At 41.7% G+C, this 25,875-nt stretch carries 27 protein-coding genes; 7 read left to right on the plus strand and 20 right to left on the minus strand.

Annotation, left to right across the window (positions count from 1 at the left end; translation table 11 throughout):
- Window positions 1-28: 28 nt before the first annotated feature.
- Window positions 29-3,028 carry a bifunctional diguanylate cyclase/phosphodiesterase gene (locus AADY36_RS11945; protein WP_152966949.1) on the minus strand — a complete coding sequence of 1,000 codons (3,000 nt, stop codon included), beginning with the start codon at window positions 3,026-3,028 and terminating at the stop codon, window positions 29-31.
- Between the two features lie 334 nt (window positions 3,029-3,362).
- On the opposite strand from AADY36_RS11945, the gene AADY36_RS11950 reads away from it, so the two are divergent.
- The 3 genes from AADY36_RS11950 (at window position 3,363) to AADY36_RS11960 (ending at window position 5,464) form a co-directional block, all read left to right on the plus strand.
- A complete protein-coding gene (locus tag AADY36_RS11950; RefSeq protein WP_054562150.1) occupies window positions 3,363-4,514 on the plus strand; it encodes a chorismate mutase in 1,152 nt (383 codons plus the stop codon).
- A gap of 129 nt (window positions 4,515-4,643) precedes the next feature.
- Window positions 4,644-5,162, plus strand: coding sequence for a disulfide bond formation protein DsbB (dsbB, locus tag AADY36_RS11955; RefSeq protein ID WP_054562151.1), 519 nt, complete (start codon window positions 4,644-4,646; stop codon window positions 5,160-5,162).
- Window positions 5,162-5,464, plus strand: coding sequence for a DUF6170 family protein (locus AADY36_RS11960; protein ID WP_055020713.1), 303 nt, complete (start codon window positions 5,162-5,164; stop codon window positions 5,462-5,464). Before dsbB ends, AADY36_RS11960 begins: the two co-directional genes overlap by 1 nt.
- Window positions 5,465-5,492: 28 nt before the next feature.
- Here AADY36_RS11960 and AADY36_RS11965 read toward each other — a convergent pair whose 3' ends face one another.
- The gene (locus AADY36_RS11965) at window positions 5,493-5,786 is read right to left on the minus strand and encodes a ComEA family DNA-binding protein (RefSeq protein ID WP_054562153.1); all 294 of its coding nucleotides are present in this window, start codon (window positions 5,784-5,786) and stop codon (window positions 5,493-5,495) included.
- Window positions 5,787-6,032: 246 nt separating this feature from the next.
- On the opposite strand from AADY36_RS11965, the gene AADY36_RS11970 reads away from it, so the two are divergent.
- Window positions 6,033-6,335, plus strand: coding sequence for a YebG family protein (locus tag AADY36_RS11970; protein WP_054553324.1), 303 nt, complete (start codon window positions 6,033-6,035; stop codon window positions 6,333-6,335).
- A 62-nt stretch (window positions 6,336-6,397) separates the two neighbouring features.
- Here the strand turns inward: AADY36_RS11970 and putP are convergent, their stop codons facing one another.
- Window positions 6,398-7,909 carry a sodium/proline symporter PutP gene (gene putP / locus AADY36_RS11975; RefSeq protein WP_054562154.1) on the minus strand — a complete coding sequence of 504 codons (1,512 nt, stop codon included), beginning with the start codon at window positions 7,907-7,909 and terminating at the stop codon, window positions 6,398-6,400.
- 371 nt (window positions 7,910-8,280) lie between these two features.
- Between putP and AADY36_RS11980 the strand changes: the two genes are divergently transcribed.
- Complete coding sequence (locus tag AADY36_RS11980; protein ID WP_054562155.1) at window positions 8,281-9,504, plus strand: EAL and HDOD domain-containing protein; 1,224 nt, start codon at window positions 8,281-8,283, stop codon at window positions 9,502-9,504.
- A gap of 65 nt (window positions 9,505-9,569) precedes the next feature.
- Here AADY36_RS11980 and AADY36_RS11985 read toward each other — a convergent pair whose 3' ends face one another.
- From AADY36_RS11985 to ccmA, 10 genes are read right to left on the minus strand one after another with little or no spacing between them, the layout of a single operon-like run.
- Complete coding sequence (locus AADY36_RS11985; protein WP_054562156.1) at window positions 9,570-10,301, minus strand: MlaA family lipoprotein; 732 nt, start codon at window positions 10,299-10,301, stop codon at window positions 9,570-9,572.
- Window positions 10,302-10,310: 9 nt separating this feature from the next.
- Window positions 10,311-11,573, minus strand: coding sequence for a c-type cytochrome biogenesis protein CcmI (ccmI, locus tag AADY36_RS11990; protein ID WP_054562157.1), 1,263 nt, complete (start codon window positions 11,571-11,573; stop codon window positions 10,311-10,313).
- Entirely contained in the window at window positions 11,574-12,035 is a 462-nt protein-coding gene (locus AADY36_RS11995; protein WP_054562158.1) for a cytochrome c-type biogenesis protein, read from the minus strand. It abuts the gene before it with no gap.
- Complete coding sequence (locus AADY36_RS12000) at window positions 12,035-12,604, minus strand: DsbE family thiol:disulfide interchange protein (protein ID WP_054562159.1); 570 nt, start codon at window positions 12,602-12,604, stop codon at window positions 12,035-12,037. Before AADY36_RS12000 ends, AADY36_RS11995 begins: the two co-directional genes overlap by 1 nt.
- Window positions 12,601-14,556 (minus strand): heme lyase CcmF/NrfE family subunit, encoded by a 1,956-nt coding sequence (locus tag AADY36_RS12005; protein WP_342409022.1) that lies wholly within the window; start codon window positions 14,554-14,556, stop codon window positions 12,601-12,603. Before AADY36_RS12005 ends, AADY36_RS12000 begins: the two co-directional genes overlap by 4 nt.
- Window position 14,557: 1 nt before the next feature.
- Window positions 14,558-15,037, minus strand: coding sequence for a cytochrome c maturation protein CcmE (gene ccmE / locus AADY36_RS12010; RefSeq protein ID WP_054562161.1), 480 nt, complete (start codon window positions 15,035-15,037; stop codon window positions 14,558-14,560).
- A complete protein-coding gene (gene ccmD / locus AADY36_RS12015) occupies window positions 15,034-15,237 on the minus strand; it encodes a heme exporter protein CcmD (RefSeq protein ID WP_054553244.1) in 204 nt (67 codons plus the stop codon). Before ccmD ends, ccmE begins: the two co-directional genes overlap by 4 nt.
- A 2-nt stretch (window positions 15,238-15,239) precedes the next feature.
- Entirely contained in the window at window positions 15,240-15,977 is a 738-nt protein-coding gene (locus AADY36_RS12020) for a heme ABC transporter permease (RefSeq protein WP_054553245.1), read from the minus strand.
- A 1-nt stretch (window position 15,978) separates the two neighbouring features.
- Window positions 15,979-16,665 (minus strand): heme exporter protein CcmB, encoded by a 687-nt coding sequence (ccmB, locus tag AADY36_RS12025; RefSeq protein ID WP_054553246.1) that lies wholly within the window; start codon window positions 16,663-16,665, stop codon window positions 15,979-15,981.
- Window positions 16,665-17,285, minus strand: coding sequence for a cytochrome c biogenesis heme-transporting ATPase CcmA (gene ccmA / locus AADY36_RS12030; RefSeq protein ID WP_095209716.1), 621 nt, complete (start codon window positions 17,283-17,285; stop codon window positions 16,665-16,667). The genes ccmB and ccmA overlap by 1 nt, the downstream gene beginning before the upstream one ends.
- 102 nt (window positions 17,286-17,387) lie before the next feature.
- On the opposite strand from ccmA, the gene fliK reads away from it, so the two are divergent.
- A complete protein-coding gene (gene fliK / locus AADY36_RS12035) occupies window positions 17,388-20,162 on the plus strand; it encodes a flagellar hook-length control protein FliK (protein WP_054562164.1) in 2,775 nt (924 codons plus the stop codon).
- Between the two features lie 5 nt (window positions 20,163-20,167).
- Window positions 20,168-20,476 carry an EscU/YscU/HrcU family type III secretion system export apparatus switch protein gene (locus AADY36_RS12040; RefSeq protein ID WP_054562165.1) on the plus strand — a complete coding sequence of 103 codons (309 nt, stop codon included), beginning with the start codon at window positions 20,168-20,170 and terminating at the stop codon, window positions 20,474-20,476.
- Window positions 20,477-20,506: 30 nt separating this feature from the next.
- Here the strand turns inward: AADY36_RS12040 and AADY36_RS12045 are convergent, their stop codons facing one another.
- Genes AADY36_RS12045 through AADY36_RS12075 form a run of 7 tightly spaced genes read right to left on the minus strand, consistent with a single transcriptional unit; the run spans window position 20,507 to window position 25,875 of the window.
- Window positions 20,507-20,911 carry a DUF2802 domain-containing protein gene (locus tag AADY36_RS12045; protein WP_054562166.1) on the minus strand — a complete coding sequence of 135 codons (405 nt, stop codon included), beginning with the start codon at window positions 20,909-20,911 and terminating at the stop codon, window positions 20,507-20,509.
- A 15-nt stretch (window positions 20,912-20,926) separates the two neighbouring features.
- Entirely contained in the window at window positions 20,927-21,424 is a 498-nt protein-coding gene (locus AADY36_RS12050; RefSeq protein WP_054553251.1) for a chemotaxis protein CheW, read from the minus strand.
- A 21-nt stretch (window positions 21,425-21,445) separates the two neighbouring features.
- Window positions 21,446-22,204, minus strand: coding sequence for a chemotaxis protein CheW (locus tag AADY36_RS12055; protein WP_054562167.1), 759 nt, complete (start codon window positions 22,202-22,204; stop codon window positions 21,446-21,448).
- A 2-nt stretch (window positions 22,205-22,206) separates the two neighbouring features.
- Window positions 22,207-22,977 carry a ParA family protein gene (locus AADY36_RS12060; protein WP_054562168.1) on the minus strand — a complete coding sequence of 257 codons (771 nt, stop codon included), beginning with the start codon at window positions 22,975-22,977 and terminating at the stop codon, window positions 22,207-22,209.
- A gap of 11 nt (window positions 22,978-22,988) precedes the next feature.
- A complete protein-coding gene (locus AADY36_RS12065) occupies window positions 22,989-23,948 on the minus strand; it encodes a flagellar motor protein MotB (protein ID WP_054562169.1) in 960 nt (319 codons plus the stop codon).
- 6 nt (window positions 23,949-23,954) lie between these two features.
- Window positions 23,955-24,719 carry a flagellar motor protein gene (locus AADY36_RS12070; protein ID WP_054562170.1) on the minus strand — a complete coding sequence of 255 codons (765 nt, stop codon included), beginning with the start codon at window positions 24,717-24,719 and terminating at the stop codon, window positions 23,955-23,957.
- Entirely contained in the window at window positions 24,712-25,875 is a 1,164-nt protein-coding gene (locus AADY36_RS12075) for a protein-glutamate methylesterase/protein-glutamine glutaminase (RefSeq protein ID WP_054562171.1), read from the minus strand. The genes AADY36_RS12070 and AADY36_RS12075 overlap by 8 nt, the downstream gene beginning before the upstream one ends.

Below are 25,875 nucleotides of genomic sequence, written 5' to 3' on the forward strand. Positions count from 1 at the left end.
ACCCCCCTTATTTTTTGATTTCTGTATTTTATGAATTCAATGAGTTGAGCTGTTCATAAAGTGTTGGCAACTCTTCTTCTGGGATAGGCTTACTATAGTAGTAACCTTGCACAATATAACAGTTGTTGTTTTGTAAAAACTCAATCTGTTCAATGGTTTCCACCCCTTCAGCAACAACATTAAGCTTCAACTTTTGCGCCATTGCAATGATCGCAGCGGTTATTTCCATATCATTACTATCTTGTGGAATATCTTTCACAAACGAGCGATCAACCTTCAAAATATCGACAGGGAAACGTTTAAGGTAACTCAGTGAAGAGTAGCCTGTACCAAAGTCATCGATTGAAATTGACACGCCCAAAGCTTTTAGCTGATGCAGTTGTAGAATAGCTGCTTCAACATGCCCCATCAGCATACTTTCTGTTAGCTCAAGGTGTAAGCGTTTAGGCTCAACTCCTGTTTGTTTGATGATCTTATCCAGTGTCGACACTAAATTCGCATCTTTAAACTGACGTGCCGATAAATTAATTGAAATATTATTCTTTAAATCTTGGCTAGCTAAACGCGCTGCAAATTCACACGCCTCTTGCAGTATCCACGCACCTAACTCAACAATTAAGCCCGTTGCCTCAGCAATAGGAATAAACTTGGTCGGTGGGATCATCCCTTCTCTAGGGTGGAACCAGCGAATAAGTGCTTCGTAGCCAACCACTTGGTTATTTCTACAATCAACTTGTGGTTGATAATAAACTCTAAACTGCCCTTCGCGAATACCAGTACGAAGCTCATTTTCAATAAATAAGCGTTCGTTTGCTGCCGCATTAAGCTCTTGGCTATAGAAGTGGAAAGTATTACGTCCTTTCGCTTTTGCTTCATACATCGCAAGGTCGGCATGTTTAAGTAACTGATCTTCTTCTTGGCTATCAAATGGTGCCATTGTGATACCAATACTGGCACTGATGATCACTTCATTGTTACCTAATTTGATTGGCTCATTAAGCGTGCGCTGAATCGTATTGGCCACTTCCATGGCATGTGTTTGGTGCTCAATACCACTTAATAATACCGCGAATTCATCACCACCTAAACGCGCTATTGTATCTTCCGTACGCAAACGCTTTTTCAAACGGTTAGCCACTTCTACTAATAACTGATCCCCAGCATCATGCCCTAGTGTATCGTTGATACGTTTAAATTCATCTAAGTCAAAATAGAATAAGGCAAATGCATAATGACCACGTTCAGCCAGTGCCATTGATTTACGCAGCTGCATTCTGAAGAAAGTACGGTTAGCAAGCCCCGTTAAGGTATCAAAGTAAGCCAATTGCTCCATCTTACGCTGGCTTTCTTTTACAAACGAAATATCTTGAGCTGATGCCACGTAACTGGTGATCTCACCACCATCTTCACGAATTGGTGAAATACTTAACGAAACCCAAACTGATTGGCGTTCATTCCCTTGTAATAAGGTATCCCCGCGCCAATAATTACGGCTACGCAAATCGATATCAATATCATCGACTAAAATCGCCATTTCTTGTGAAATGATATTCAGCAGCGGCGAGCCAATAAAGTGACGCTCCTCAAAACCGGTCATTTCAACCATTTTCGGATTCACGTATTTGATCTCAAAGTCTTGATTGGTGATCACCACACCGGTACCAGAGAAAGCCACAGCTTTAGATAAACGATTCGCCGCTTTTTCAGCTATTTCTTTTTCACTAATGCGCTGGTTTAAACCATCGATCAACTTACGAATTTCAATAGCCATGTCTCTAAACGAGCCATTTAGCGTGCCAATTTCATCTTTATTAGCCTTTGGAAACTCAGTTTGTAATTGCCCTTTGCCAAAACTAACTACCGCATTAACTAACGAGTGAATGCGACGCAGTACTAGTTGATAAAGTGCTTGATGCAATAATAAGGCAACTAAAATAGCGTACAAGATAAACAAGCCGAAGAATTTTACTTTTAACTCTTCAAGCGCAGAAAGTGCAGACGAGCGCTTTTTATAAATTCCAATATACCAGTTTAGGTTCTCGACTTTACGAATATTGATAATATGTGTTTCACCATCTTGTACGAATGAATTTGCCGACTCAGGTAACTTTAAACGAATGGTTTCAGACACTAGTTTTTGCAGATCAGGGTTTACAAAATCTTCGGTGAGTAATTTTTTACCTTCACGACCATATTGCTCAAGCGTGGTTTTATCTAAATCAGGGTGAGCTAACAGCTGACCTTTTGCATCAAACACTAACAGATGCTGCTCACGGTCACCGATAGGCAACTGTGCCAATAAGGTCTCAAGCGCGATATCACTGCCCGTGACACCAAAAAATTCGTTATCAAGGTAGATTGGCACAAGCACACTCACCACCCACTTATGCCATATAGTGTCGTAATACACTTTTGACCACACCGCTTCTCGGCTTGGGTTAGTTGCTGCCTGAGCGTAATTGAAGGTTTCGCCTTTAGTAAAATCAAAACTACCAGGTACATTGAGTGCCCAGTTAGGTGGTGCGATACGAATAAAGTTGTCTTTGGTGACAAGGTAAAAATTAAAGAAATCTTGAATTAAGGTCGGTGAAACGATTTTCCATAGCGATTCAGAATCGTTTATAAGCTGTTTATAAAATTCAGAATATTTATCTTGAGGGAGAAACGCAGCCGATAAGCCATCTTCTGAGGTACTACGGATACTGCCATCGAGGGCAAATTTGAGTTCTGCGCTGCGTTTACTTTGTAAATGCGATTCGTTGTGAAGGAGCTGGCTGCTTACGACGTTATTAGCCTGCTCAGCAATATTGATTTTGGTTTTGATCAAGCGGTTAAATTGACGACTCAAGCGTTCACTAGAGTGCTTTAAAAGTTCGTGCTCTTCAAACACAAGCTGTTTTTCTTCAGATTTAAGCATCAAAGCCGCAGCACATATACCTGCAATCAAACAAATCGCAGAAATCAGCAGCGACAATTTCATACTTAATGAATTTACACCAAAACGTGATGGCGGTCGTCGATACACCACAGGACTACCTTATTAATAATTGTTATTATTTATTGTGCAAAAACAAATATACCAGATTCATTTTTATATTTATAAATTTTTTATAAATATAAATGAATTTTCTGAGTAAACACCGATGTTTTCTAAATTAGCTGCGATAGGCAGTTGACTTTACATACAAGTGTTTTTACATTAGTTCAATGAAACAAATTATCTCTCGCACTTATTTTTCGTTTTTTAGCTTCTTTAGATAGAGGAGGCTTAACTGTTTGCGAGATAAATTCACCGAATAGCTAAAGCCTCCCACTTGGGAGGCTTTTTTGTTTGTGCACTGTTTTGGAATGAGGAAACCAACATGAGCATTGATACATTAAATGCGTTACGACACGATATTAATGAAATAGATTCCGACTTATTGGTGTTACTGGCTAAAAGACGCCGTATTAGCCACAGCGTAGTTGAATATAAAATTGCCAATAACAAACCAATTCGCGATGAAGCCCGCGAACAAGCATTACTCGAAAAGCTTATTAATTATGGTAAGTCGCTAGGTCTAGATGCGTACTACATCAATAATGTGTTCCAAACTATTCTTGAAGATTCTGTTTTGAATCAACAAGCAATGCTACAAAAGAATCTAAACCCTGAAGCAATGAGCGAAAGTCATCGTGTTGCTTACTTAGGTGGTCAAGGCTCTTATAGCCAATTAGCCTGCCATAAATATTTTAGCCGTCGCCCAGGTAAGCTGATTGAGATGGGCTGTTCGAGCTTTGATCAAATCACTGGCAAAGTTGAAAGTGGCCAAGCTGATTTCGGCTTACTGCCAATTGAAAACACCAGCTCAGGTAGTATCAATGAAGTGTTCGATTTATTACAACATGCACAAGTATCAATTGTCGGTGAGGTCACTCACAGCGTTGAGCACTGTTTATTAGCAATGCCAGGTACTGAGCTTTCTCACATTAATAAAATCTTTGCTCACCCACAGCCTTTTGCTCAATGTAGCCGCTTCATTCAGGGTTTAGGTGATATTCAACATGAAACCTGTGACTCAACCTTCCATGCATTACAATCAGCGGTTGAAACTACAAACAGCGCCGCTATCGGCTCAGCACAAGCAGGTAAAAATGTAGGGTTAGAAGTCGTTAAATCAGGCCTTGCAAACCAAAGCGAAAACCATAGCCGCTTCATTGTCGTCGCGCGTAACCCGTTACAAGTATCTAAGCAAATTCCAACAAAAACCAGTTTGATTATGGCGACCAAACAACAAGCGGGTTCATTGGCTGATGCCTTGATGATTTTTAAACAACATCAAATTAACCTAGTAAAATTGGAATCTCGCCCAGTACCTGGAAACCCATGGGAAGAGGTGTTTTATGTTGACCTTGAAGCAAACCTCGATGACTTACATGTTAAGCAAGCGCTTGAAGAGCTAAAAGAACACACCCAATACACCCGTGTATTAGGCTGCTATCAAAGTGAGTCTTTGCAAGCTGTTAGTGTGTAACAGCCAGCCTAGATATGATTAATAAAAAGGAGCCAGTCGGCTCCTTTTTCGTATAATTTCATCTTAGATACTTGCACCTACTGCCCTGTCTAAGCATAATCTTGAAAACAATTTGAAATTGGAACTTTCATGAATTGGTTAGCAGAATTAGCAACTAAAAGAACACCTTGGTTATTATTAGCCGTTATTTCACTCGCATTTGAAATCACTGCGTTATTTTTTCAATACAACATGGGCCTTGAGCCATGCATCATGTGTATATATCAACGTACTGCTGTTTTAGGCTTACTTGCAGCGGGTGTGATTGGTGCAATTAACCCACAAAATATGGTTGTTCGCTTAGTCGCATTTGCCACTTGGGGTGTCTCTGCAATTTGGGGTTACTTTATTGCCAAAGAACACATTGCAATGCAAAACAATACTGACCCTTTTGCATTTAGCTGTGCATTTGAACCTAACTTCCCAAGTTTTATGCCTTTGCATGAATGGATCCCTAGCTTCTTTGCCGCTACTGGTGATTGCGGAAATATCGATTGGCAGTTTGCTTCTATGAGTATGCCAGCATGGATGGAAGTGATTTTTGCAGCATTTTCAGTGGTATTTGTGGCTGTTTTAGTTAGCCGATTAGTGAGCAAAAAGTCGCTATAATGATTTATTTTTTTACTAGCCAAATCCCTGCTTTAAAAAGCTTTAAAGTAAGGCAACGCCAGCAAATTATTGCCCTTGCTTTGGCTCATTTAAGCCCAAGCAAAAAGATCATTTTATCAGTATGTAAGCTTGCCTTTTTAGCACCATTATTTTTAGGCTTGGCCTACTTTGAAGGCTGGATGCTTATTCCTTGGTTATTGTTAGCGGGCTTAAGTTACCCACTCATCACAACACCTATCGAAAACATGTTCGCATTAGCGCATTTAGACAAAGCTATCAATGAATTTAAACAGGGCGAATAACGCCCTGTTTAGGTGAATAGCCCGCTATTTATAATGTAATTTTCCCCTCAAGTTTAGCAAATAGCTTATCGCCAATTCCTTTTACTTCTTTTAATTGCTCTACCGACTTAAACGGACCTTGCTTTTTACGGTGCTCAACAATCGCTTTGGCTTTTGACTCTCCAATACCCGGTAATTGAGTAAGTTGATCTATGCTAGCTTTGTTTATACTGAGCTTTTGCATTTTAACTTGTGTTGCTTCGGTTGGTTTAACGGCGAATGCCGATGTAGCAGGTAGTAACGCAATGCTTGTGGCAAGTAAAATACTTGATAGTAATTTCATAATTTCCTCCATGATGTCCATCTTGGACAGGTAGTTAGCTATTACCCAACACTCACTCCATCGCTTGTGTTTAACTTTGGGTAACAATTTAAATAAAGCTAATGTCCCTATTATTGTCAAATTTGCTGAATAAAATTTTTCTCAAGTTACTTGCAAAGTAAGCCCCGAAGCATTACTGTATATAAAAACAGTAATCAAAGTAGCGGTATTACGCTGCAAATGCCACGCTTAAATGCAGGAGAAATCATGGCTGTTGTTGTTAAATATGTTGTAGAAAGAAACGGAGTCGAGCGCATGACGTTTACTACTAAGAAAGAAGCTGATGCGTATGACAAAATGCTCGACATTGCTGAGTCATTAGAACTAATGCTTGAAAAAGTTGATGTACCATTAAGCGAGCAACAAATTGAGTCACTGGCGCTTGAAATGGCAAAAGAAAAAGACCAATTTATGGCGGTACTTAAAGGTGCAAAAGACGCCCCAGCTAAGCCTAAAAAAGCAAAGTCAGACGACAACGTTGCTGATATAAAAGAAAAAGCGGCAAGCTAAACGCAAATTTAGATCATAAAAAAGGGCAACAGATGTTGCCCTTTTTTGTGTTTAATCAAAAACTACAGTGACGACTCAACTTCATCAAATAAGTCTGTAATTTCTTTTTTCGGCTCAGCAGTTGTAAGGCTAACAACAACAATAGCAATTGTTGATAAAATAAAGCCTGGGACAATCTCATAAATGATTGCACTTAATGCTTGGCCATCAATTGTAATTGGCGCGTAAATCCAAAATAGTACTGTTGCAGCACCAACAACCATACCACTAATAGCGCCTTGTAAGTTCATGCGCTTCCAGTAAAGGCTCAGTAATACGAGTGGACCAAATGCAGCACCAAAACCTGCCCATGCATTACTCACTAAATCTAAGATAGAGCTATCGCGGTCATAGGCTAAGTAAATAGCAAATAGAGCCACCAAAATAACACTAATACGACCAACTAAAACCAGCTCTTTTTGAGATGCACTACGGTTTAAGTAAATCTTATAAAAATCTTCGGTTAGTGAGCTTGAACAAACTAATAACTGTGATGAAATAGTACTCATAATCGCCGCTAAAATAGCTGCCAATAAGAAGCCAGCAATTAAAGGATGGAAGATAAGCTCAGACAACACTAGGAAAATCGTTTCTTTATCATCAATTGGCATTTGGTTTTCAAGCATATAAGCAGCACCAAATAGACCTGTTAGCACAGCACCAATAGCTGAAAGCGTCATCCACGACATACCCACACGGCGCATAGTCGGCATATCTTTCACAGAGCGCACAGACATAAAACGCACAATAATATGTGGTTGACCAAAATAACCAAGGCCCCATGCCATTGCAGAAATAATCGCTATTGTTGAACCACCTGCAAACCAATCCATCATATTAAGTGCATGAATTTCTGATTCTTTTGGTGAGCTTAATAATAAGTCATAGCGTGCATTTGCAAGTGTATCCATAACTGGCTGATCAAGCATGGTAAACGTTGCAATTGGCACAGCCAGCAACGAGATAAACATGATACAGCCTTGTACAAAGTCAGTCAGGCTCACTGCTAAGAAGCCACCAAACAAGGTATATAACACGACGACACCGGTTGTGATGTACAGACCCATTTCGTAGCTCATATTAAATGAGTTTTCGAACAACTTGCCGCCTGCAACAACACCTGACGAGGTATACAAGGTGAAGAAAACAATGATTACAATCGCAGAGATCACACGCAGAATATTTTTATTATCATCAAAGCGGTTCGCGAAGTAATCTGGAATGGTGATTGAGTCATTCGCCTTTTCTGTGTAAACACGTAAACGAGGCGCGACTAGGAAGTAGTTAGCCCAAGCACCGAGTACTAAACCTATGGCAATCCAAACCTTGCTTAAACCAAACAAATACATTGCACCCGGTAGACCCATTAGCAGCCAACCACTCATGTCTGATGCGCCAGCTGAAAGCGCAGCAACACTTGGTGATAAATTACGACCACCTAGCATATAGCCTGATACATCGTCGGTAGATTGCTTATAAGCATACAGCCCAATCCCCAGCATGACGATGAAGTACATTGCTAACGAAATTATCATTCCTGTTTCCAAATTAGCCTCCAAAAGTTGTTTAATGTTGGCTTTTAATCCGAATAATGACTCGCAAGTTATTTAATTTTAAGACATTATTGGGGTAAAAACCGATATCACCCATGACTATAACATGCTTCCCCCCTTCAACTCCAATCAAGCAGTTCAATGACAGGGTTTACAATTTCAACCTTTTCATAACAAAAATATGATATTTAATCTCAAGTTATAGAATTCAATTGCAATTTATCCTAGTCTTAAGATCAGAATAAAATCAGTATTTATCCTCAAATACTCGCATTTAATTAATGCTATTTCAGGCACAATGACATATATTGCTGATGGATAAATGAATTAACCGAAGTGGACATGCCAGGACTATGTATTTTTACGCTGCACGCCAACCTATTTTAGATAAGGAAAAGAAACTTGTCGGCTACGAACTCCTTTTTAGGGATGGCGTAGATAACGTGTTTCCAGACATTGATGGCGATGAAGCAACATCACGACTCATTGAAGGTAGTCAGTTCAATTTTGGTTTAGAAGATTTAACGGATAACAAACCAGCTTACATTAATTTCACTTTAGAGACACTCCAAAAAGGCTACCCTTTATTACTGGGTAAAGAACAAGTCGTTGTCGAAATTCTTGAAACTATTCAACCAGGTAAACGTTTACTTGCTCTGGTTAAAGATTTAAAAGAGCGTGGTTACACACTGGCCCTTGATGATTACATTCATCAACCTGTCTGGCGTCATTTTTATCCGTATATCGATATGATCAAAATTGACTTTTTAACCACAGACAAAGAGTCGATTGAAGCGGTTATTGAAGCGATAAAACCTCACCCGCACATCAAGTTGCTTGCCGAAAAAGTCGAAACTTACGAGAAATACCAACTTGCCCTAGAAATGGGTTTTAGTTACTTTCAAGGCTTTTTCTTTTCAAAACCGGAGATGGTACAAAGTAAAACTTTGCCACCTTCTGAGATGGCTCTTGCCGAGCTCCTATACGAAACATCAAGTATTGATTTAAACCTTAGAAAAATCACTGAGGTGTTTGAACGTGACGTTAACTTATCTTATAAGCTATTACGCTATTCAAACTCCGCGGCATTTAAACGCCGTGCCGAAATCAGCACAATCAAGCAAGCGCTTATCGTATTAGGAAGCGAAGAAATTAAACGTTTCTTGTCGCTGTTATTTGCAGCTCAAGTATCTGCAGATAAACCTGCTGAACTGATCCGCCTGTCGCTAACCCGAGCACGGTTTGCTGAATTACTGGCAATTAGTCATGGTAAGTTACGCGATACAGGTATGGCTTTCTTAACAGGCATGATGTCATTAATGGATGCTATCTTAGATGAAGATATGCCAAGCGTTATGAATAAGTTACCGCTGACCAACGAAATTAAAGACGCTCTACTTAAAGATGAAGGCTTACTCGCTACCTATCTAAACCTTGTAAAATTCTATGAGCAAGCAAATTGGGAAAAAGCGAAAGAAATCCAACAACAGTTGGGCCTTAAGCCAGAAGAAGTACCGGACGCTTACCACGACGCATTAAGTTGGTCTAATGACCAAATGAGTGTGTTTGGAGACTGATGAATATCAATCTATTAATGCTATAAAAAATGCCAGCAATTGCTGGCATTTTTATTTGAATAATCTTAAAGATTTTCTAAGAAGTCTTCGTCAAAATCATCCGTTTCTTTTTCAACTGGCGGATTACCATCATGTAGCTCATATAATTGACGCTGGAAGTAAATATCCTTCACGAAAATATATGGGTCTAACGACTCATTTAATAGGCTCTCTTGTGGCATTAATGAAGCACGGGCCTCAACCGCTTTGAGCGCAAACACCAAAATAGTCTGTGGTGTTGTTAACGTGATTTCAGGTAACACAAAGTTATCTACCACATCACCTGTTAGGTTTCGTGCGGTACTTGGTCCCATACCTGGGATCATCAAATAAGCACCATCACCAACCCCCCAAACCCCTAAGGTTTGACCAAAGTCTTCATCGACGATTTCTAAACCCAGCGATGAAGCGACATCAAAAAAACCGAGTAAACCTACCGTAGAGTTCACTAAAAAGCGCGCTAGGCTAATACCCATATTACCAGGTTTACCTTGCAGGCCAGCATTGACCATATCCGTTGGTGCGGTGATGTTATCGGTAAAATTAACAATGCTACGTCTTACCGGTGTTGGCGTGACAGTAACGTAGCCAACAGCTGCTGGGCGAAGAATATAAGCGTCAAGCACGTCCATATTAAAATCATACATAGGACGGTTAAACGACTGTAATGGGTCTCGCTCATCCGCTTTTTCTTCAGGTATTTGTGCGCATCCTGCAAGCACTACAAAAAAGATAAAAAATATACTGTGCCTAAACATCGGCTATCCTTAAGGTATTAACTCATTAATTAGCAAAGAATATTCTTTTACGTTTGCACGCTCTAAAACATCCGACTTGCCTTCCAACTCGCCGCTAGAAGTTACCACAGTTGCATCTTTTGATAAACGCGCAGTTAAAATAATTTTATCGACACTTGATAGGTTCAAGCCTTCTACCATGGCATTGCTATCACTCAACGTCACGGTTAGCGGAAAGCTATATTCGGTCATTTTTACCACAGCTAATGGCATTTGTGGACCACTGGCTGCTTTTGCAAAAACAAATAACGTGCCGTTTTGTGGCTGCGAATCTGCAAGTGCAGAGTCTAAATCAACCGTGATGCTAATTTCACTGTTTGAAGCTTCTGCGAGTTTTGTATTTGTAACTTGCTGCTCATTATTTAAATGGGCATCAATTTCAGCAATTCGCTCTGCAATCATGCTATAACGCGGGTCGTTTTGCTGCATACTTGCAAGCAGTACTTCAAACGCAGTTTTTGCTTGCAGCCAATCTTTACGCTCATAAGCAATTAGGGCTAGCAATGAGATAGCATCAATATTGGTCGGCTCTGCTTTTAACACTCTCGATAACATAGTCGCCGCACGAGACATATTCGCATCACTGCCTTCCATTAGCAGGACTTGCGAGTAGCTGATCAGCACTTGCTTGTTATCTGGGTTCATTTTAAGAACCTTATCAAATGACTGCATTGCCATATCAAATTCATTTAATGACATCGCAACACGACCTAGCAGCATCCACGCCACTTCATCATCACCACTTTGATCAAGCTTAGTACGCAATGCTAAAGCAAATGCTTGCAGCTCATTCGGTGTTAATGGCTCACCATCTTGCATTACGGCACGTTCACCATACGACTTAAGGTTTGCCATCGCGTCATGCCAGCCTTTAATTTGCTGCTGACTCCCCGTGTAACCGTAAAAGATAGCCGTTAAAACAATTAAAAAGCCAGCGCCAGTAAGGGCAAAAATACGGTTGTTACCTTTACTATTTAGCGCTTTTTCCGGAGACAATTCATTGAGTAAACGACGCTTTTGCTCGTTAACTGACTCATCAAACATTTGTGCATCAATACGCTGGTTATCTAAGTCAGCTTTAAGCTCGTCTAAACGTTGATGATAAATTCGGATTAACTCCGAGTTTGCATTGTGATCAAGGCGTTGAATACGTTCGCGTTTAAAAAACGGAACGACAACAAATAGCAATGCAACCAGTGTGAGTAAAACAAAAGAAGCCCACATTAATGCCATCTAGCTTTGCTCCTGACGTTGATTTTGTTCAATTAACTTTGCAAGCAGTGCCTCGTCTTGCTCTGTCCATGTTTGTTTTACAGATGCCTTACGTTGGCGTAAAACAATAAAGCCAAAGCCAAGTACCACAATTAATACTGGCAATACCCATAACACTAAGGTTGCTGGTGTTACTGGTGGATCGTAATGTACGAAGTAACCGTAACGGTCAATCATATAATCGATGACTTCATCTTTGCTTTTGCCATCTTTTACCAGCGTTAACACTTTGTCACGTAAGTCTTTGGCTACAACGGCGTCTGAGTCAGCAATGTTCTGGTTTTGACATTTAGGGCAACGCAGCTCTTTGGTAAGTTCACTAAAGCGAACTGCTTGCTCTTTATCATCAAATTGATACTTGTCTTGCTCTGCAAATGCGCTAAACGTGATAAGCAAACTTGCTAAAAAAATCACGAGTCTCATTACTGTAACTCCTGCATTAACGGTGCGAATTTGGCTCGCCACACACGCGGATTAATATCGCCGGTATGGTGCAGCAAAATAGTGCCTTGTTTATCGACTAAAAAGGTCTCTGGTGCGCCAGACACACCTAAATCAAGGGCTAATGTGCGTTTTAAATCTAAGATATTAAATTGATATGGGTCGCCAGCACGATTAAGCATGCTAGTGACATCTTCGCGTAGTGCGTTAATATCAAACTGGCCATCAAAGTCAGGGTCGTAGCCTTGCTCGTAGTATAAGCCAACAATCTTAACGCCCTGCTCTCTAAGCTCGGTTAAATAGCCTAACTCAGCTAAACAGGTCGGGCACCATGTGCCCCACACATTAAGTAAGTAAACTTCACCTTTTAAATCTGCATCAGTCCAACGCTTTGACTCATCCATCAAATCTGGCAGGTTAAAAGCTGGCATAGCCTGCCCAATACGCCCTGTTTGCAGCTCACGCGGGTTAGCAAACAAACCTTGATATAAAAATACACACAGTAAAACGAAAACCAGTAAAGGTGCTAGTGCGAGTAGTTTACGGTTCATGCTGAAGCCTCCTGCTTAGTCGATTTTTGGCGATAACGTTTATCACCAAGTACTAAAAAGCCTGCCAGTGAAATCAAGATACCACCGAGCCACATCCAACGAACATAAGGCTTATGGTAAATACGTAACGACCACGCACCTTGGCTTAATTGCTCACCTAGCGCTAGATACAAGTCACGCGTAAAGCCTGCATCAACAGCCGCTTCAGTCATAAACTGCATACCAATGTCATAACGGCGTTTTTCAGCATGTAAAACGGTTACTTGTTTATCGTTTTTCAGCACAGTGACAACACCAGCATGGCCGCTATAGTTTGCGCCGCGGATAGACTTAACACCATCAAAGCGGTACTGGTATTCATTTAAAGCCACAGTGTCACCCGGCTTCATTGATACATCACGCTCTACTGAATAAGCAGAGGTGAGCGTTACACCTGCAATCACGAACGCTAAACCAACGTGGCCTAAAACCATCGCCCAATAGCTTAGCCCTAAACGTTTAAAGCCTTCGCCTAAGGTTTTGTGAATAGTTACTTTTGCCGATAAATCAACCAGTGTAGTAACAACAATCCATACCGCTAGCGCAGTTGCAATAAAGGTAATTGGCGCAATTACATCGTAACTTGAATATAACCACGCTGCCGTTGCAACGATACTAACTACAGCCGATAGCGCAAACTTGTTTTGCAGCATCGACCACTTGTTTTGTTTCCAACGTAACAGCGGACCCATACCCATTAAAATGGCAAACGGTACCAGTAAAATAGCAAACATCTTATTGAAGAACGGCTCACCAATCGAAATACTGCCTAAGCCAAGTTCTTTGTGGATCATTGGCAATAATGTACCGAGCAATACAATCAGCGTTGCCACAACTAAGAAAATATTATTTAACCAAAGCGCAACTTCACGTGAGGCAAACTTATAACGGCCTTCACTTTTCACCTGCGAAACACGCAGTGCATAAAGCGATAAACCACCACCAACTACAATGGCTAAGAAAGCTAAAATAAACATACCGCGGTTAGGATCTGAGGCAAAAGCATGCACAGATACAATGATACCCGAGCGAACAATAAAGGTACCCAGTAAGCTTAACGAGAATGCTGCAATAGCCAGTAATACGGTCCACGACTTAAATACACCACGCTTTTCGGTGGTTGATAATGAGTGCAGCAATGCGGTTGCCACAAGCCATGGCATTAATGATGCGTTTTCAACTGGATCCCAGAACCACCAGCCACCCCAGCCAAGTTCTGAATATGCCCACCAACTACCGATGGTAATACCGAGTGTTAAAAAGCCCCATGCTGTCATAGTCCAAGGACGAGACCACTTAGCCCAAGTATTATCAAGCTTACCTGTAAGTAACGCTGCAATAGCAAATGAGAACGACACAGATAAACCCACATAGCCCATATAGAGCAATGGCGGGTGAATAATCATACCTGGGTCTTGCAATAACGGATTTAAATCGCGACCTTCAACTGGGAAATACGGTAATAGGCGCTCAAATGGGCTCGACATTAATAAGGTGTACAGCATAAAGCCAACACCTAAAAAGCCTAGTACACCCAGTACACGAGCACGTAATACCCAAGGTAATGATTGCGAACGCATAGCGACAACTGCTGTCCAACCCGCTTGCATTACTAACCAGAGTAAAATTGCCCCTTCATGACCACCCCATGTCGAGGTTATTTTGTAGTACCAAGGTAAGGTGCTACTTGAGTGATAAGCAACATACGAAACAGTAAAGTCGTCGGTTAAACTGGCATAAACAAGTGCAGCAAAAGACAAAAGTACAAATACGAATTGTCCAATTGCCAGTGATGGGGCTGCACGCATTAAACGTAAATTGCCGGTATGCGCGCCCCACAAAGGAAAAATACACAATAGAACACTGAGCACCATGGCCAGTGTTAAAGAAAAATAACCGAGTTCTGGGATCATATTAATTGCCGTTATCTAAGTTATACGTCGGTTTTTCGTGTTTGATACCCTTCACAGCTTCAGCAACTTCTGCAGGCATGTATTCTTCATCATGCTTTGCAAGTACTTCAAAGGCATCAATTTCATTGGCTTTAACTAACACACCCTGCGCCACAATCCCTTGGCCTTCACGGAATAAATCCGGCAAAATCCCTTGATAATTAATTGTCACCATAGGGCCTTTATCAATCAGTTTAAAGCTTACCTTTAAGCTTGATTCGTCACGAACAACTGAGCCAGGTACAACCATGCCACCAATACGTAACTTTTGGCCAATATGCGGTTTTTCTTTGTTTGGTCCTTTACCCTCAACAAGTTCACTTGGGGTATAGAATAAATTAATGTTTTCTTGCAGTGCGTACAGCACTAAACCAATCGTTGCACCCACACCAAAAATTATGGCTACAACTGCTAATAAACGTTTTTTACGTCTTGGATTCATTGCCCTGCCTCTTGCTTCGCTTTCTTAATGCGCTCTTCACGTTGTGCTTGCTGCTTTACTGAAGAGAAAATACGTTTTGTATCGTTTAACGAACTAAATAAAATACCGAGTAAAATTAATGCACAGCTACCAAAAGACAACCATACATAAAAGCCATAGCCACCCATGGCAATAAAATCTGCAAAAGAATCAAACTGCATGATTAACCTCGCTCAACCATATCACGCACCCAAGGGCGATGCTTTTCACGTTGGAGAATTTCGTTTTTAAGGCGGATTAACGTCACCACACCAACAAAACCTGCAAACGCAACAATGTTAACCATTAATGGCCAAAACATGCTTGGATCAATGGCTTTAGTATCAAACTTTGTAATGGTTGCACCTTGATGCAAGGTATTCCACCACTCCACCGAGAAGTGAATAATCGGTAAGTTGATAACCCCAACAATGGCTAAGATACAAGCAGCACGCCCCGCTGCTTTTTTATCTTCAAAAGCATGATAAAGCGATAACACACCAAGGTATAAAAATAACAGAATTAATTCAGAGGTAAGACGTGCATCCCACACCCACCATGCCCCCCACATAGGTTTACCCCATGCTGCACCGGTAATTAATGCTATCGCTGTCACACATGCCCCGACAGGTGCAATTGCAATCACTGCAAGTTCTGCATTACGTAATTGCCATACTAGTGCGATCACTGCTGCAATCGCCATAGAAGAGTAAGCGCCCATAGATAAAATAGCTGAAGGCACATGGATAAAAATAATTCGGTAGCTGTCTTTTTGTTGGTAATCGGCTGGGGCATAAGCAAGCCCCCAGACCCATCCAACAATCATACAAACCACCGTAACGACGGCGAAATAAGGCAGTAAGGTGTTACACAATTGGTAAGCACGATCTGCTTTTGCGTAGGGATGTAACCACTTCCACATATTAACTTACACTCACTTTCAATGCTGACGATATGGCAATTGGCGCCGCTATAATCGCTACGATTAGCATGGCACCAAGGATTGCAAGCTGTCCGCTATAGGCAAGCTCCATAGAGCTGGTATCAATAGCCGAGGTTGCAAAAATTAGTACAGGGATATACAAAGGCAAAACAAGCAAACTCATTAAAATGCCGCCTTTTTGTAGTCCCACAGTGAGTCCAGCGCCAATTGCGCCAATGAAGCTAAGCAATGGCGTACCTAACAATAAGGTCAGAACGGTTGCTAAAAGCGCTGAACTTTCTAAATTCAATAACAAAGCAAATACCGGAGTCATTAACACTAAAGGCAACCCCGTGATCACCCAATGCGCTGCCACTTTTGCAAGAACAGTTAACGGTAATGGGTATGATGAAGCAATTAATTGCTCTAGTGTTCCGTCGTGATAATCATCACGAAATAGCTTATCTAGGCCTAACATAGTCGACAGTAACGCAGCGACCCAAATAATGCCCGGAGCCATACGAGCAAGTAGACCGGGTTCAGGGCCAATTGCTAACGGAAAAAGTGTAATAACAATAAGAAAAAACAAGATAGGGTTAACGATTTCAGCACGCTGACGAAACGCTAATTTAAGATCTTTAGAAAAAACCGCAGAGAATAATTGCCAATACGAATGCTGTTTTACCATCAGTGGCGATACTCCAAAGTCACTGTTTGTAAGTCACTAAAATGTGTCGTTAAATCTTGGTGGGTAGTTAAAAGAATCGCGCCGCCAGCATTTAGGTGCTCAACAAAGCGTTCTTGTAAAAATGCCACACCGCTTTTATCAAGGGCTGTAAATGGCTCATCAAGGATCCATAGTTTGGCGCTGTTTAACCACAGTCTTACTAGAGCGACACGGCGCTGTTGCCCTGCTGACAACATACGAACAGGCACATCCTCAAGACCCACCAAGCCTATTTTTGCTAAGATCGGATACAAGTCTTGTTTGCTATCGTAGCCATTAATTTTTAGCCAAAATGCGACATTCTCAAGGGCAGTAAGTTGTGTATTTACCCCTGTTTTATGGCCGATGAATAATAACTCTTGTGCATATTCATCATAGTATTTTGTAATCGAGCGTTCTTGGAACAAAACATCGCCTTCATCCGCCATAGCGAAACCCGCGATAATACGCAATAATGATGTTTTACCAGCCCCATTCGGACCAGCTAACTGCATAATTTGTCCCGATTTCAAGCTGAAATTAAGATCCGCAAACAAACAACGATCTTGCTTGATGCAGGTGACGGCCTTAATGTGTAACAAGATGACGATTCTCTATACCCAAAATTAGGCGTTAGTCTACCATAATGATAGGGTAATACGAATATTGCTTTAAAACGATTAACTTATATTTGATCTAAAATAATGAATAAACAAAGCCAGTTGACTCTCAGCACTCAGCTTAATCTAGACCCAAAAGCAATCAGCAGTGCATCACAGCAATCACCTAATGATGCATTGAAAATGCTGGCTGAGCAGAGCCTAACTGCCCGTAATATCGTGATTGGTAAGCACAGTGTGCAAATGGACGTGCTAATCAATAACTCATGGCAAACATTACGCTTATCAACAGAGCAAGAAAACCTTAAAACTGAGCGCTTTTTAGCGGCCAATATTCAATTAAGTAGTGATGGTAAACAGCTGACTATCACACCAGCACCGCTGACGATTACACTTGGCAAAAGCCAGCAATTACAAGCACTACTGAACTTGCTAACGCAAGGGAGTGCAAATACAAATATGCCGCACCCGGCTCAGATTGCGCCAAGTAAACCTTTACTACAACTACCGGCATTAAAAGCTGAGTTTGCTCTTAACAATAGCCTGGTTGCTCTTTTAAAAGCTGAAGCACCACTTAAAGCCATTTTGCTGCCTGCTACCAACCAACAAAATAGCTTTAATTTAAACATTATTAATCGCTTTGGGGATTCTCTCCATCAGCAAAGTGTTAGCCAACAAAAAGTAGCTGAGTTGGTGGCTAAGCTAACCCCTGAAATGAATTTAAAATTAGCTGGGCAACAAGTACAGTTAAGCGTTGCAAACAAGCAAAGTAATGAATTAACTTTACCGCTACCGGCAATATCGCCAAAACAAGCTAAGCAAATTCAAGCGCAGTGGCAATTTCATCCTCATGCATTAAAACTAATACCCCAGCAAGTTAAAAATACTGTTGAACTTATAAATAAAGCACCTGTGCAACAAATACTGTTAAAGAACTCTCTGTCAGAGACATTCAATCAAGCATTAAAAAGCCAAGCTGTTGAACCCAAGAGTACGTTGATAGCGCCATCGAGCAGCTCAAATTCCCCCATTAGCTCTTGGCTAAAAGACAGTTTTGCTGATTTAAAAACGCGTATTAGTGATGCAGTGCGCTATTTTGAAAAGCTCCCCGCTACCACCAAAGCGGCTGTTAACCAGTCAACGCATCAGCTGATTGAAAGCAAAAATACAATTAGCCAACTGGGCTTTAATGCTAATAAAATCAATATAGTAAAGTTTGCCGCTATTCAACAAAGCGCGCCACAACATGCCGTCCCCCAAGTATCGCAAAAAACCAGTGGACCAGTTTCAGCAAATACGCCATTACCTGCGACTAAACAGACAGAGCCATTAACCGAAAGTCAGTCTACAAGGCAAGTTAGCTTACCCGTGAGTTATAACAAGGCTCCACCTTTAATACAGTTACTGCAACGGATAAAAGTCAGCTTAGAGCCGCTTGTTAGCGTGCAGCGCCCTGCCACTCAAATAGCAATCAATAGTAAAGCGCAAACTCCTGCTTTGAATAAAGATACGGCTTTACAACAAGCACCTGTAGACAACAAAGCAGTTAGCGGCGCTGTTACTGCCATGAAATCTGACAAACCAGCCTCAGAGCAGCTCGCCCAAGCTAAAAGTAACCTTGCTAATTCAGTAGTTAAAAACCCGAGTGAGCAGGTTACACAAACTAAACAAGCGACATTAAGCACAGACCCAAATTCTTCTGCGCTAAATGTAAAGCCTGATTTAAAAGGAGCACCTGCCCCTTTGCAACAACAGGCTGTAAAAACAGTGGTTAAAAACCTTGTAGCGGCAAAGCCTAACGAGCAAGTAAAACAAAATAATCTAGCGACTCGAACACCTGCTGAGCAAACAGCAGGATTACAAAAAGTTGCCCAGCAGCAAACTCAATTACACATCCCCTTTTTAGCAACAAAAGAGCCTAACTTAGCTCAACCCTTATTGCCGATAAGACCGATTGAGGCTGCACTGATTGCGAAGCTATTACCGCTTCCTGAAAGCAAACCTTTAGCAAGCACACCTATACCAGTGCAATTAACAGAAAAACTTGTAGCTCTGAGTGAGCAAAACACATCGTCTTCGGTAGATTTGAATCGACTCGTAAATCAAGCATTTAATCGCATGATCTCGAGTCAAAACATGCACCCTACTACGATTGAACGAGAGCTTTTAAGTATCCTCAGGCCAACAGCATTACCCAGCCAGACTCAGCAAGCGAGCTTTAGCCAAGGGTTAGAACAATTAGCTGTGGCTTCACTTGCCGCGCCAATTATTAATCAAGCACCAACCAACCTTAGTTTTAATAATCAAACAGGTCTTGATGCCTTACTGCAAGTGTTAGTGCCCAACTTTAAAGCCGTTAACGGTAATAAATTACTCGAGCAGCTACAGCAGCCTGCGATGCAAGCCATGGCGGCTGAAGCTTCACAACTAAAAAACACTTTGGCTCAGGTGCAAACAACACCTATCAATCAGCAACAAGATAACAGTGCTTTAGCGCAATTTTTCTTGCCGATGAAATTACCTCCTGAAACAGGGCAAACAGAAATCAGCTTAGGACAGTATAAAAAGCCAAGTAAAAATAAACTCGAAGCGAAAAATGTCTGGTTTGTGCGCTTGAACTTTGATTATGCACAGCTTGGCAAGTTACAAATTACCGCAGAGGTGATGGATAAAGCAGTTGATTGCCAGTTGCTCGCTTCTTCACAAGAAGTGACAGCGCTTGCTCATCCGCATTTAGAAACACTGCGTCATAAATTAGCAGGCCATGGCTTAAATGTAGGTGAGTTAAACTTGCAACAAGGAACGTCAAGCCACCAAGCTTTTTATAAATCCCATGCGATTATTAACATTAAGGTATAATTCTTATGAGTGAACAAGCGGTGCATAAATCAGCAATTGGCTTACTCTACGAAGCTGGTAGCTCGCCACGAGTAACCAGTAAAGGCTTTGGTGAATTGGCTGAAGAAATCGTCAAACTTGCTGAGCAAAAAGGTATTTTGATACACCAAGATGCTGATTTAGCACAAACCTTATCACATCTTGAGTTAGGTGAAGAAATCCCGAAAGAGCTCTATTATGTCATTGCCGAGTTAATTGCTTTTTCGTACGTATTGCGTGGTAAATTTCCACCAGGTTGGCAAGACTTTCAAGGTAAGCTCAACATTCAAGCCTAGTGCTCAAATGTACTCAAATAAAAAAGCGCCTTATTGGGCGCCTTTTTGTTTATGAAGTGACATGAGTAGCTCAGCTTCGGCTCTGGGTAATTCGCATTCACGAATTATTTCTTCTAAATCAGCGCCTAGCTCAACCATTTTAACCGCTCGCGAATAAATTTTCGCATTCGGATCATCATATTTTTGTGCATCTTGTAGCTGTTCAAGCTCTTTACTTTTTTCTTCAACAGCAACAACGCGTTTGCCAATACTCAGCATGCCGGCTCGCATCTCAGCCACTTCGCTACGTAAAATACTCAATTGCTGTTGAGCTTCTTGTAACTGTTTTTGCTTGGCTTGAATCGCCGCCGATTGCTTATTGTTATTGACAAAAATAAGCCCCAAACACACTAATACAAGTAAGATTGAGGCACCAAACAAAGAGTATAACAGCATATAATTCCCAAACGCTTATAGTGCGCTTAGCTCGTCCCACTCATCGTCATTTAATAATTTATTAAGATCAACCAAGATCAGTAACTCACCATCACGGTTAGATACACCTTGGATAAACTTAGCACTTTCTTCTGTGCCAATATTTGGCGCACTGTCAATTTCAGAGCTACGTAGGTAAACCACTTCTGCGACACTGTCGACTAAAATACCAATCACTTGCTTTTCAGCTTCAATGATAACGATACGAGAGTTATCAGTGACCTCAGCACCCATTAAGCCAAAACGTGCACGAGTGTCGATAACAGTAACAACATTACCACGTAGGTTAATAATACCTAATACATAAGAAGGCGCACCTGGTACAGGAGCAATTTCGGTATAGCGAAGTACTTCTTGTACTTGCATTACGTTAATGCCGTACGTTTCTTCTTCAAGTTTAAAGGTTACCCACTGTAACACTTCATCGTTGCTATCAGCGTTTTTATTTGCTGACAGTAGTCTTTCTTCACTCATGCTATTACTCCGTAAAAATAGTTACTGCTCACGGCTGTCTAAGCCCTGCTCTAGCAACTGATTTAAATTTTCAACGTCAATCAAGGCGCACATTTTCTCTTTGATGACACCTGCAAGCCAAGGCCGCTTACCTGATTTTGCTCGCCATTTTACATCTTCTTTACGAAGCGTAATATTATTTACGAGCTTTTCAGCCAATAATCCCCATTGGCTATCACCTAAGGTGATTAAATACTGATAATCTAATGATTGTTCTAATTTTTCATCATACTTTTCTGGCATAACCCAACTTGCAGTATCAACAACATTTAGTTTTTCTTCACGGTTTAGCATTACACCTTTAAACCATTTAGGTTTACCAAATAATTGGTTAACCTCTGCCAGCTGATGAATTCCCCCTAATGCTTTTAACGGTACAGCAAGCGTTAACCCTGCAACCTCAAAGAATAATGCCTGAAATTCACCATCAAAATAGTCTTCTTGACGATCAGACGAGGTTTTTGCAACCAGTTCAGCTTTAGGTTCTGCGACTATATCTTTGATATTAGCTTGGTTCTCGGTTTTCTCAAGCTCTTTAGTCGGTTCAGGGGGTGGTAAAACAGGTTCTGGAGTAGGCTGAACGTCTGTCAGCTTTTCTTCTGTCTTAGTTTCAGGCTCTTTAACCTGCTCCAGCAGCTTTGCGACTGGCTCAAGATTTTGGTCTGTAGGCTCATCTTCACACAACAAAGCGCCCAAATATTGGGTCATCACTTTTTCATTGGCAAATAAATGCTTACTCATCTTTAACCTTGTGCAACTAAGTAATCAAGCAGTGCACGATAGGCAAAAACGCCACGCGAACGCGGGCAAAATTGAATCGGCACTTGCTGTGCTAAACTAGCATCTCTAAACTTTGTATCGACAGGCACCACGCCTGACCATACTTTATCTTTGTAATTATCCTGCAGAGTCTTGTAAGCTTCAAGTGATGCTTTAGTACGTTTATCGTACATTGTAGGAATAATTGTATATTGGTACTGTTTTGCTTGCGATGTTTGCATCAACTCCATCGTACGCATCATACGATCAAGCCCTTTTAAGGCCAAAAATTCTGTTTGTACTGGCACTAAAATTCGCTCACTGGCAGCAAGTGCATTAACCATCAAAACCCCTAAAACAGGCGGGCAATCAATAATCGCATAATCATAATGGTCGCTAATTTTGGCCAGTGCTTTTTTAAGTATTAAGCCCATGCCATTTTTATTGCCCATGCTTCTATCAAGCGTCGCGATTGCCATAGTCGCAGGTAAGATATCAAGGTTTTCAAGTGTTGATGGACATAGAGCCTGTAAAATTTCTTCACTGGCCATGTTATTGCCGCGCGCAAAGATATCATACACGCTAACTTCTAAGTCTTCTGAGTCGATACCAAAATAATAAGTCAATGATGCATGCGGATCGGTGTCAATAAGTAACACGCGTTTTCCTTGTAAAGCGAGAATACCAGCAAGGCTAACGGCTGTTGTTGTTTTCCCTACTCCACCTTTTTGATTCGCTACGGTCCAAACTTTCACATCACACCTTATTATTGTTCATTGCGCGTAGTAATCCTAATGCCACCATGTGGTAATTGAATCACTTTAATGCTGTTATCATCGCTTGGCAACTCAATTTCTGTCGTCTGTTGGGGTTGGTTTTGTGACTCTTGTTCAGTATTTTCTGGCTCTTTTGGCGGTAAGCCATATTTAGACAATGCAACAACCACTTTGCGGTTTTCTGCGCGGCCTTGCTCAGTGTCATTACTTGCGAAGGGCGAATACTGCCCGTAGCCTTCAATAGCCATACGTGCAGGGTTAATGCCTAAACTCTCAAGCTCAACCAGTACGGATGTAGCCCGCGCTACAGATAGCTCCCAGTTTGAGCGAAACATCTCATTACGAATACCTTCGTTATCGGTATAACCACGCACGCGAATGTAGTTATCAACCGGTGCGATAATATCTTTCACTAAACCAACAACTTGCTTGGCACGCTGCTGTGCAACAGCACTGCCCGATGAAAACAGCATACCTGAACTTAATTCGATAATAAGCCAATCTTGGTGAAGCTCTAAACTCGCTTCACCATCACGAATTTCATCAATAAGCGCAGACTGCAATTTAGTAAGTAAGCTGTCGAGTGGCTTGCCGAGATGTTTTTTCTCAATATTGCTGGTTTCGCTTTGCCCATCGAGTAATTCAGGGCCTTGCTCATCTTTACGGATGCTCTCACCGTATAGAATGTCGTTCTCAGGGCTGACTCTGTCAGTTAATATGCCTGTGCCGTTAACCCCAGTGCCAACCTGTTGTTGCTGACGAGCTGATTTTTCGAACACCTGCTCCAGTGAGTCTGAGAGAATTTGAAAATCTTCATTTTTACTAATTGCGATAGCATACATGACCACAAAAAAAGCAAACATGATGGTCATGTAATCGGCATAAGAGACAAGCCAGCGTTCAGTATGTTGGTTTTTTGACGTGTTATGACGCAGACGACGGCGCATCATAATAAATTACTCGTCAACTAAGCTTGGGCGCTCTACACGGTACGCCTCAAGTTTTAGTTCGATATTAAGTGGGCTTTCACCTTGCGAAATAGCAATAATACCTTCAGCAAGTAGTTCATGATAAAGCATTTTTTGCTCAACTTGCTGCTTAAGTTTATTCGCCATAGGCAAGAATAATAAGTTAGCTAAACCAACACCATAAATAGTAGCGATAAACGCAGTAGCGACACCGGCACCCAGTTTTTCAGGATCGGTGATAAATTGCATGGCCTGAATCAAACCGAGTACCGCACCTAGAATACCAATTGTAGGGCTATAACCACCCATTGCTTCGTAAACCCGGCTTACCTCGAGTAAGCGCTCGCGTTCAAGCATTAAATCAATTTCAAGGGTATCTCTGAGCTTTTGCTCATCAATCCCGTCAACAAGTAGACTCAACCCCTTTGCCGCATAAGGATCTGAATGCGACAGCGCTTCAGACTCAAGGGCTAAGTAACCTTCTTGGCGTGCTTTGTGTGACCAACGCTTAACTTGTTCGATGGCTGCATCAATATCGTGATATGGCGGAAAAAACACCCAATGACTGATCTTTAGTGTTTTAGTAAAAACACTTGCAGGGGTTTGAAGCATCACAGCCCCAAGCGTACCACCGAGTACGATGATAAGCGCAGGACCATTAAATAGTGCAGAAACAACACCGCCCTCTAATGCATAACCAAAGGCGATTGCACTTATCGCGACAATTAAGCCAAGAAAAGATAGCTTATCCACAACCAGTCTCACGTGTTAGGCGAGCTGCAACATCGGTTAGTGCTAAGCTCTCGCTCGCCAGCCCCGCATTTGCAACAGCTTGTGGCATACCATACACCACACTGGTTTTTTCATCTTGCGCCCAAATAGTAGCACCGACTTGCTTAAGCATACGCGCACCATCACGGCCATCAGCGCCCATGCCCGTTAATACGACAGCTAGCACATCACCACCAAAGGTTTTTGCAGCACTAGCAAAAGTCACATCAACACTCGGTTTATAAGTAATACGCGGACTGTCGTCTTCAAACACACGTAGTGTGCGAGAGCCGCCTCGTCCTTCTATTAGCATTTGTTGACCACCAGGTGCTAAATAAGCGGTACCAGGCATTAAGCGGTCACCATTTTGCGCTTCTTTCACATTGATTCTGCATAATCCATTGAGGCGGGCTGCAAAAGCAGGTGTAAACGCAGCTGGCATATGCTGAATAAGCAAAATTGGATGCGGAAAGTTAGCTGGCAGCTGAGTTAAAATTGTTTGTAGCGCTACAGGTCCACCGGTTGATGTACCAATAGCAACCAACTGATATTGCTTGCCTGAAGCGCGAATGTTACTTGTACTCGATGACGAGGCTGCAGGCGAGCTAGCAGGAGCTGGACGGCTAAAGCTGCGATCAGGCTGAACAATCCCGCTGCGAGCACTTGTACTGCTACTGCTCCGTGGTACAGGTGCCGGAGTTGGTCGCGAAATAGGTGCTGGGCGCGCAAAACGAGAAAGGCGACGGCGACCAATCTCTTTTACTTTATTTTGTAAAAGCGCGATTGCATCTTCATTGTTGCGCGCAATATCTTCGAATTTTTTCGGTAAAAAATCTAAGGCACCAGCATCAAGTGCATCTAGGGTTGCTGTTGCACCATCACGGGTGAGTGATGAGAACATTAGAATAGGAGTCGGTGTTGCTGCCATTATTTCTTTCACGGCACTAATGCCATCAAGAACCGGCATTTCAACATCCATAGTAATTACATCAGGTTTTAATTCACGGGCTTTATCGACCGCTTCACGACCGTTTACGGCAAAACCAATCACTTGAATATTGCTGTCTTGCTCTAAAATTTCGCTTACACGGCGGCGAAAAAAGCTTGAATCATCAACAACTAATACTTTGACTGCCAT

Source organism: Pseudoalteromonas sp. D15MCD-2 (assembly GCF_038562745.1).
Classification (GTDB): Bacteria; Pseudomonadota; Gammaproteobacteria; order Enterobacterales; family Alteromonadaceae; genus Pseudoalteromonas.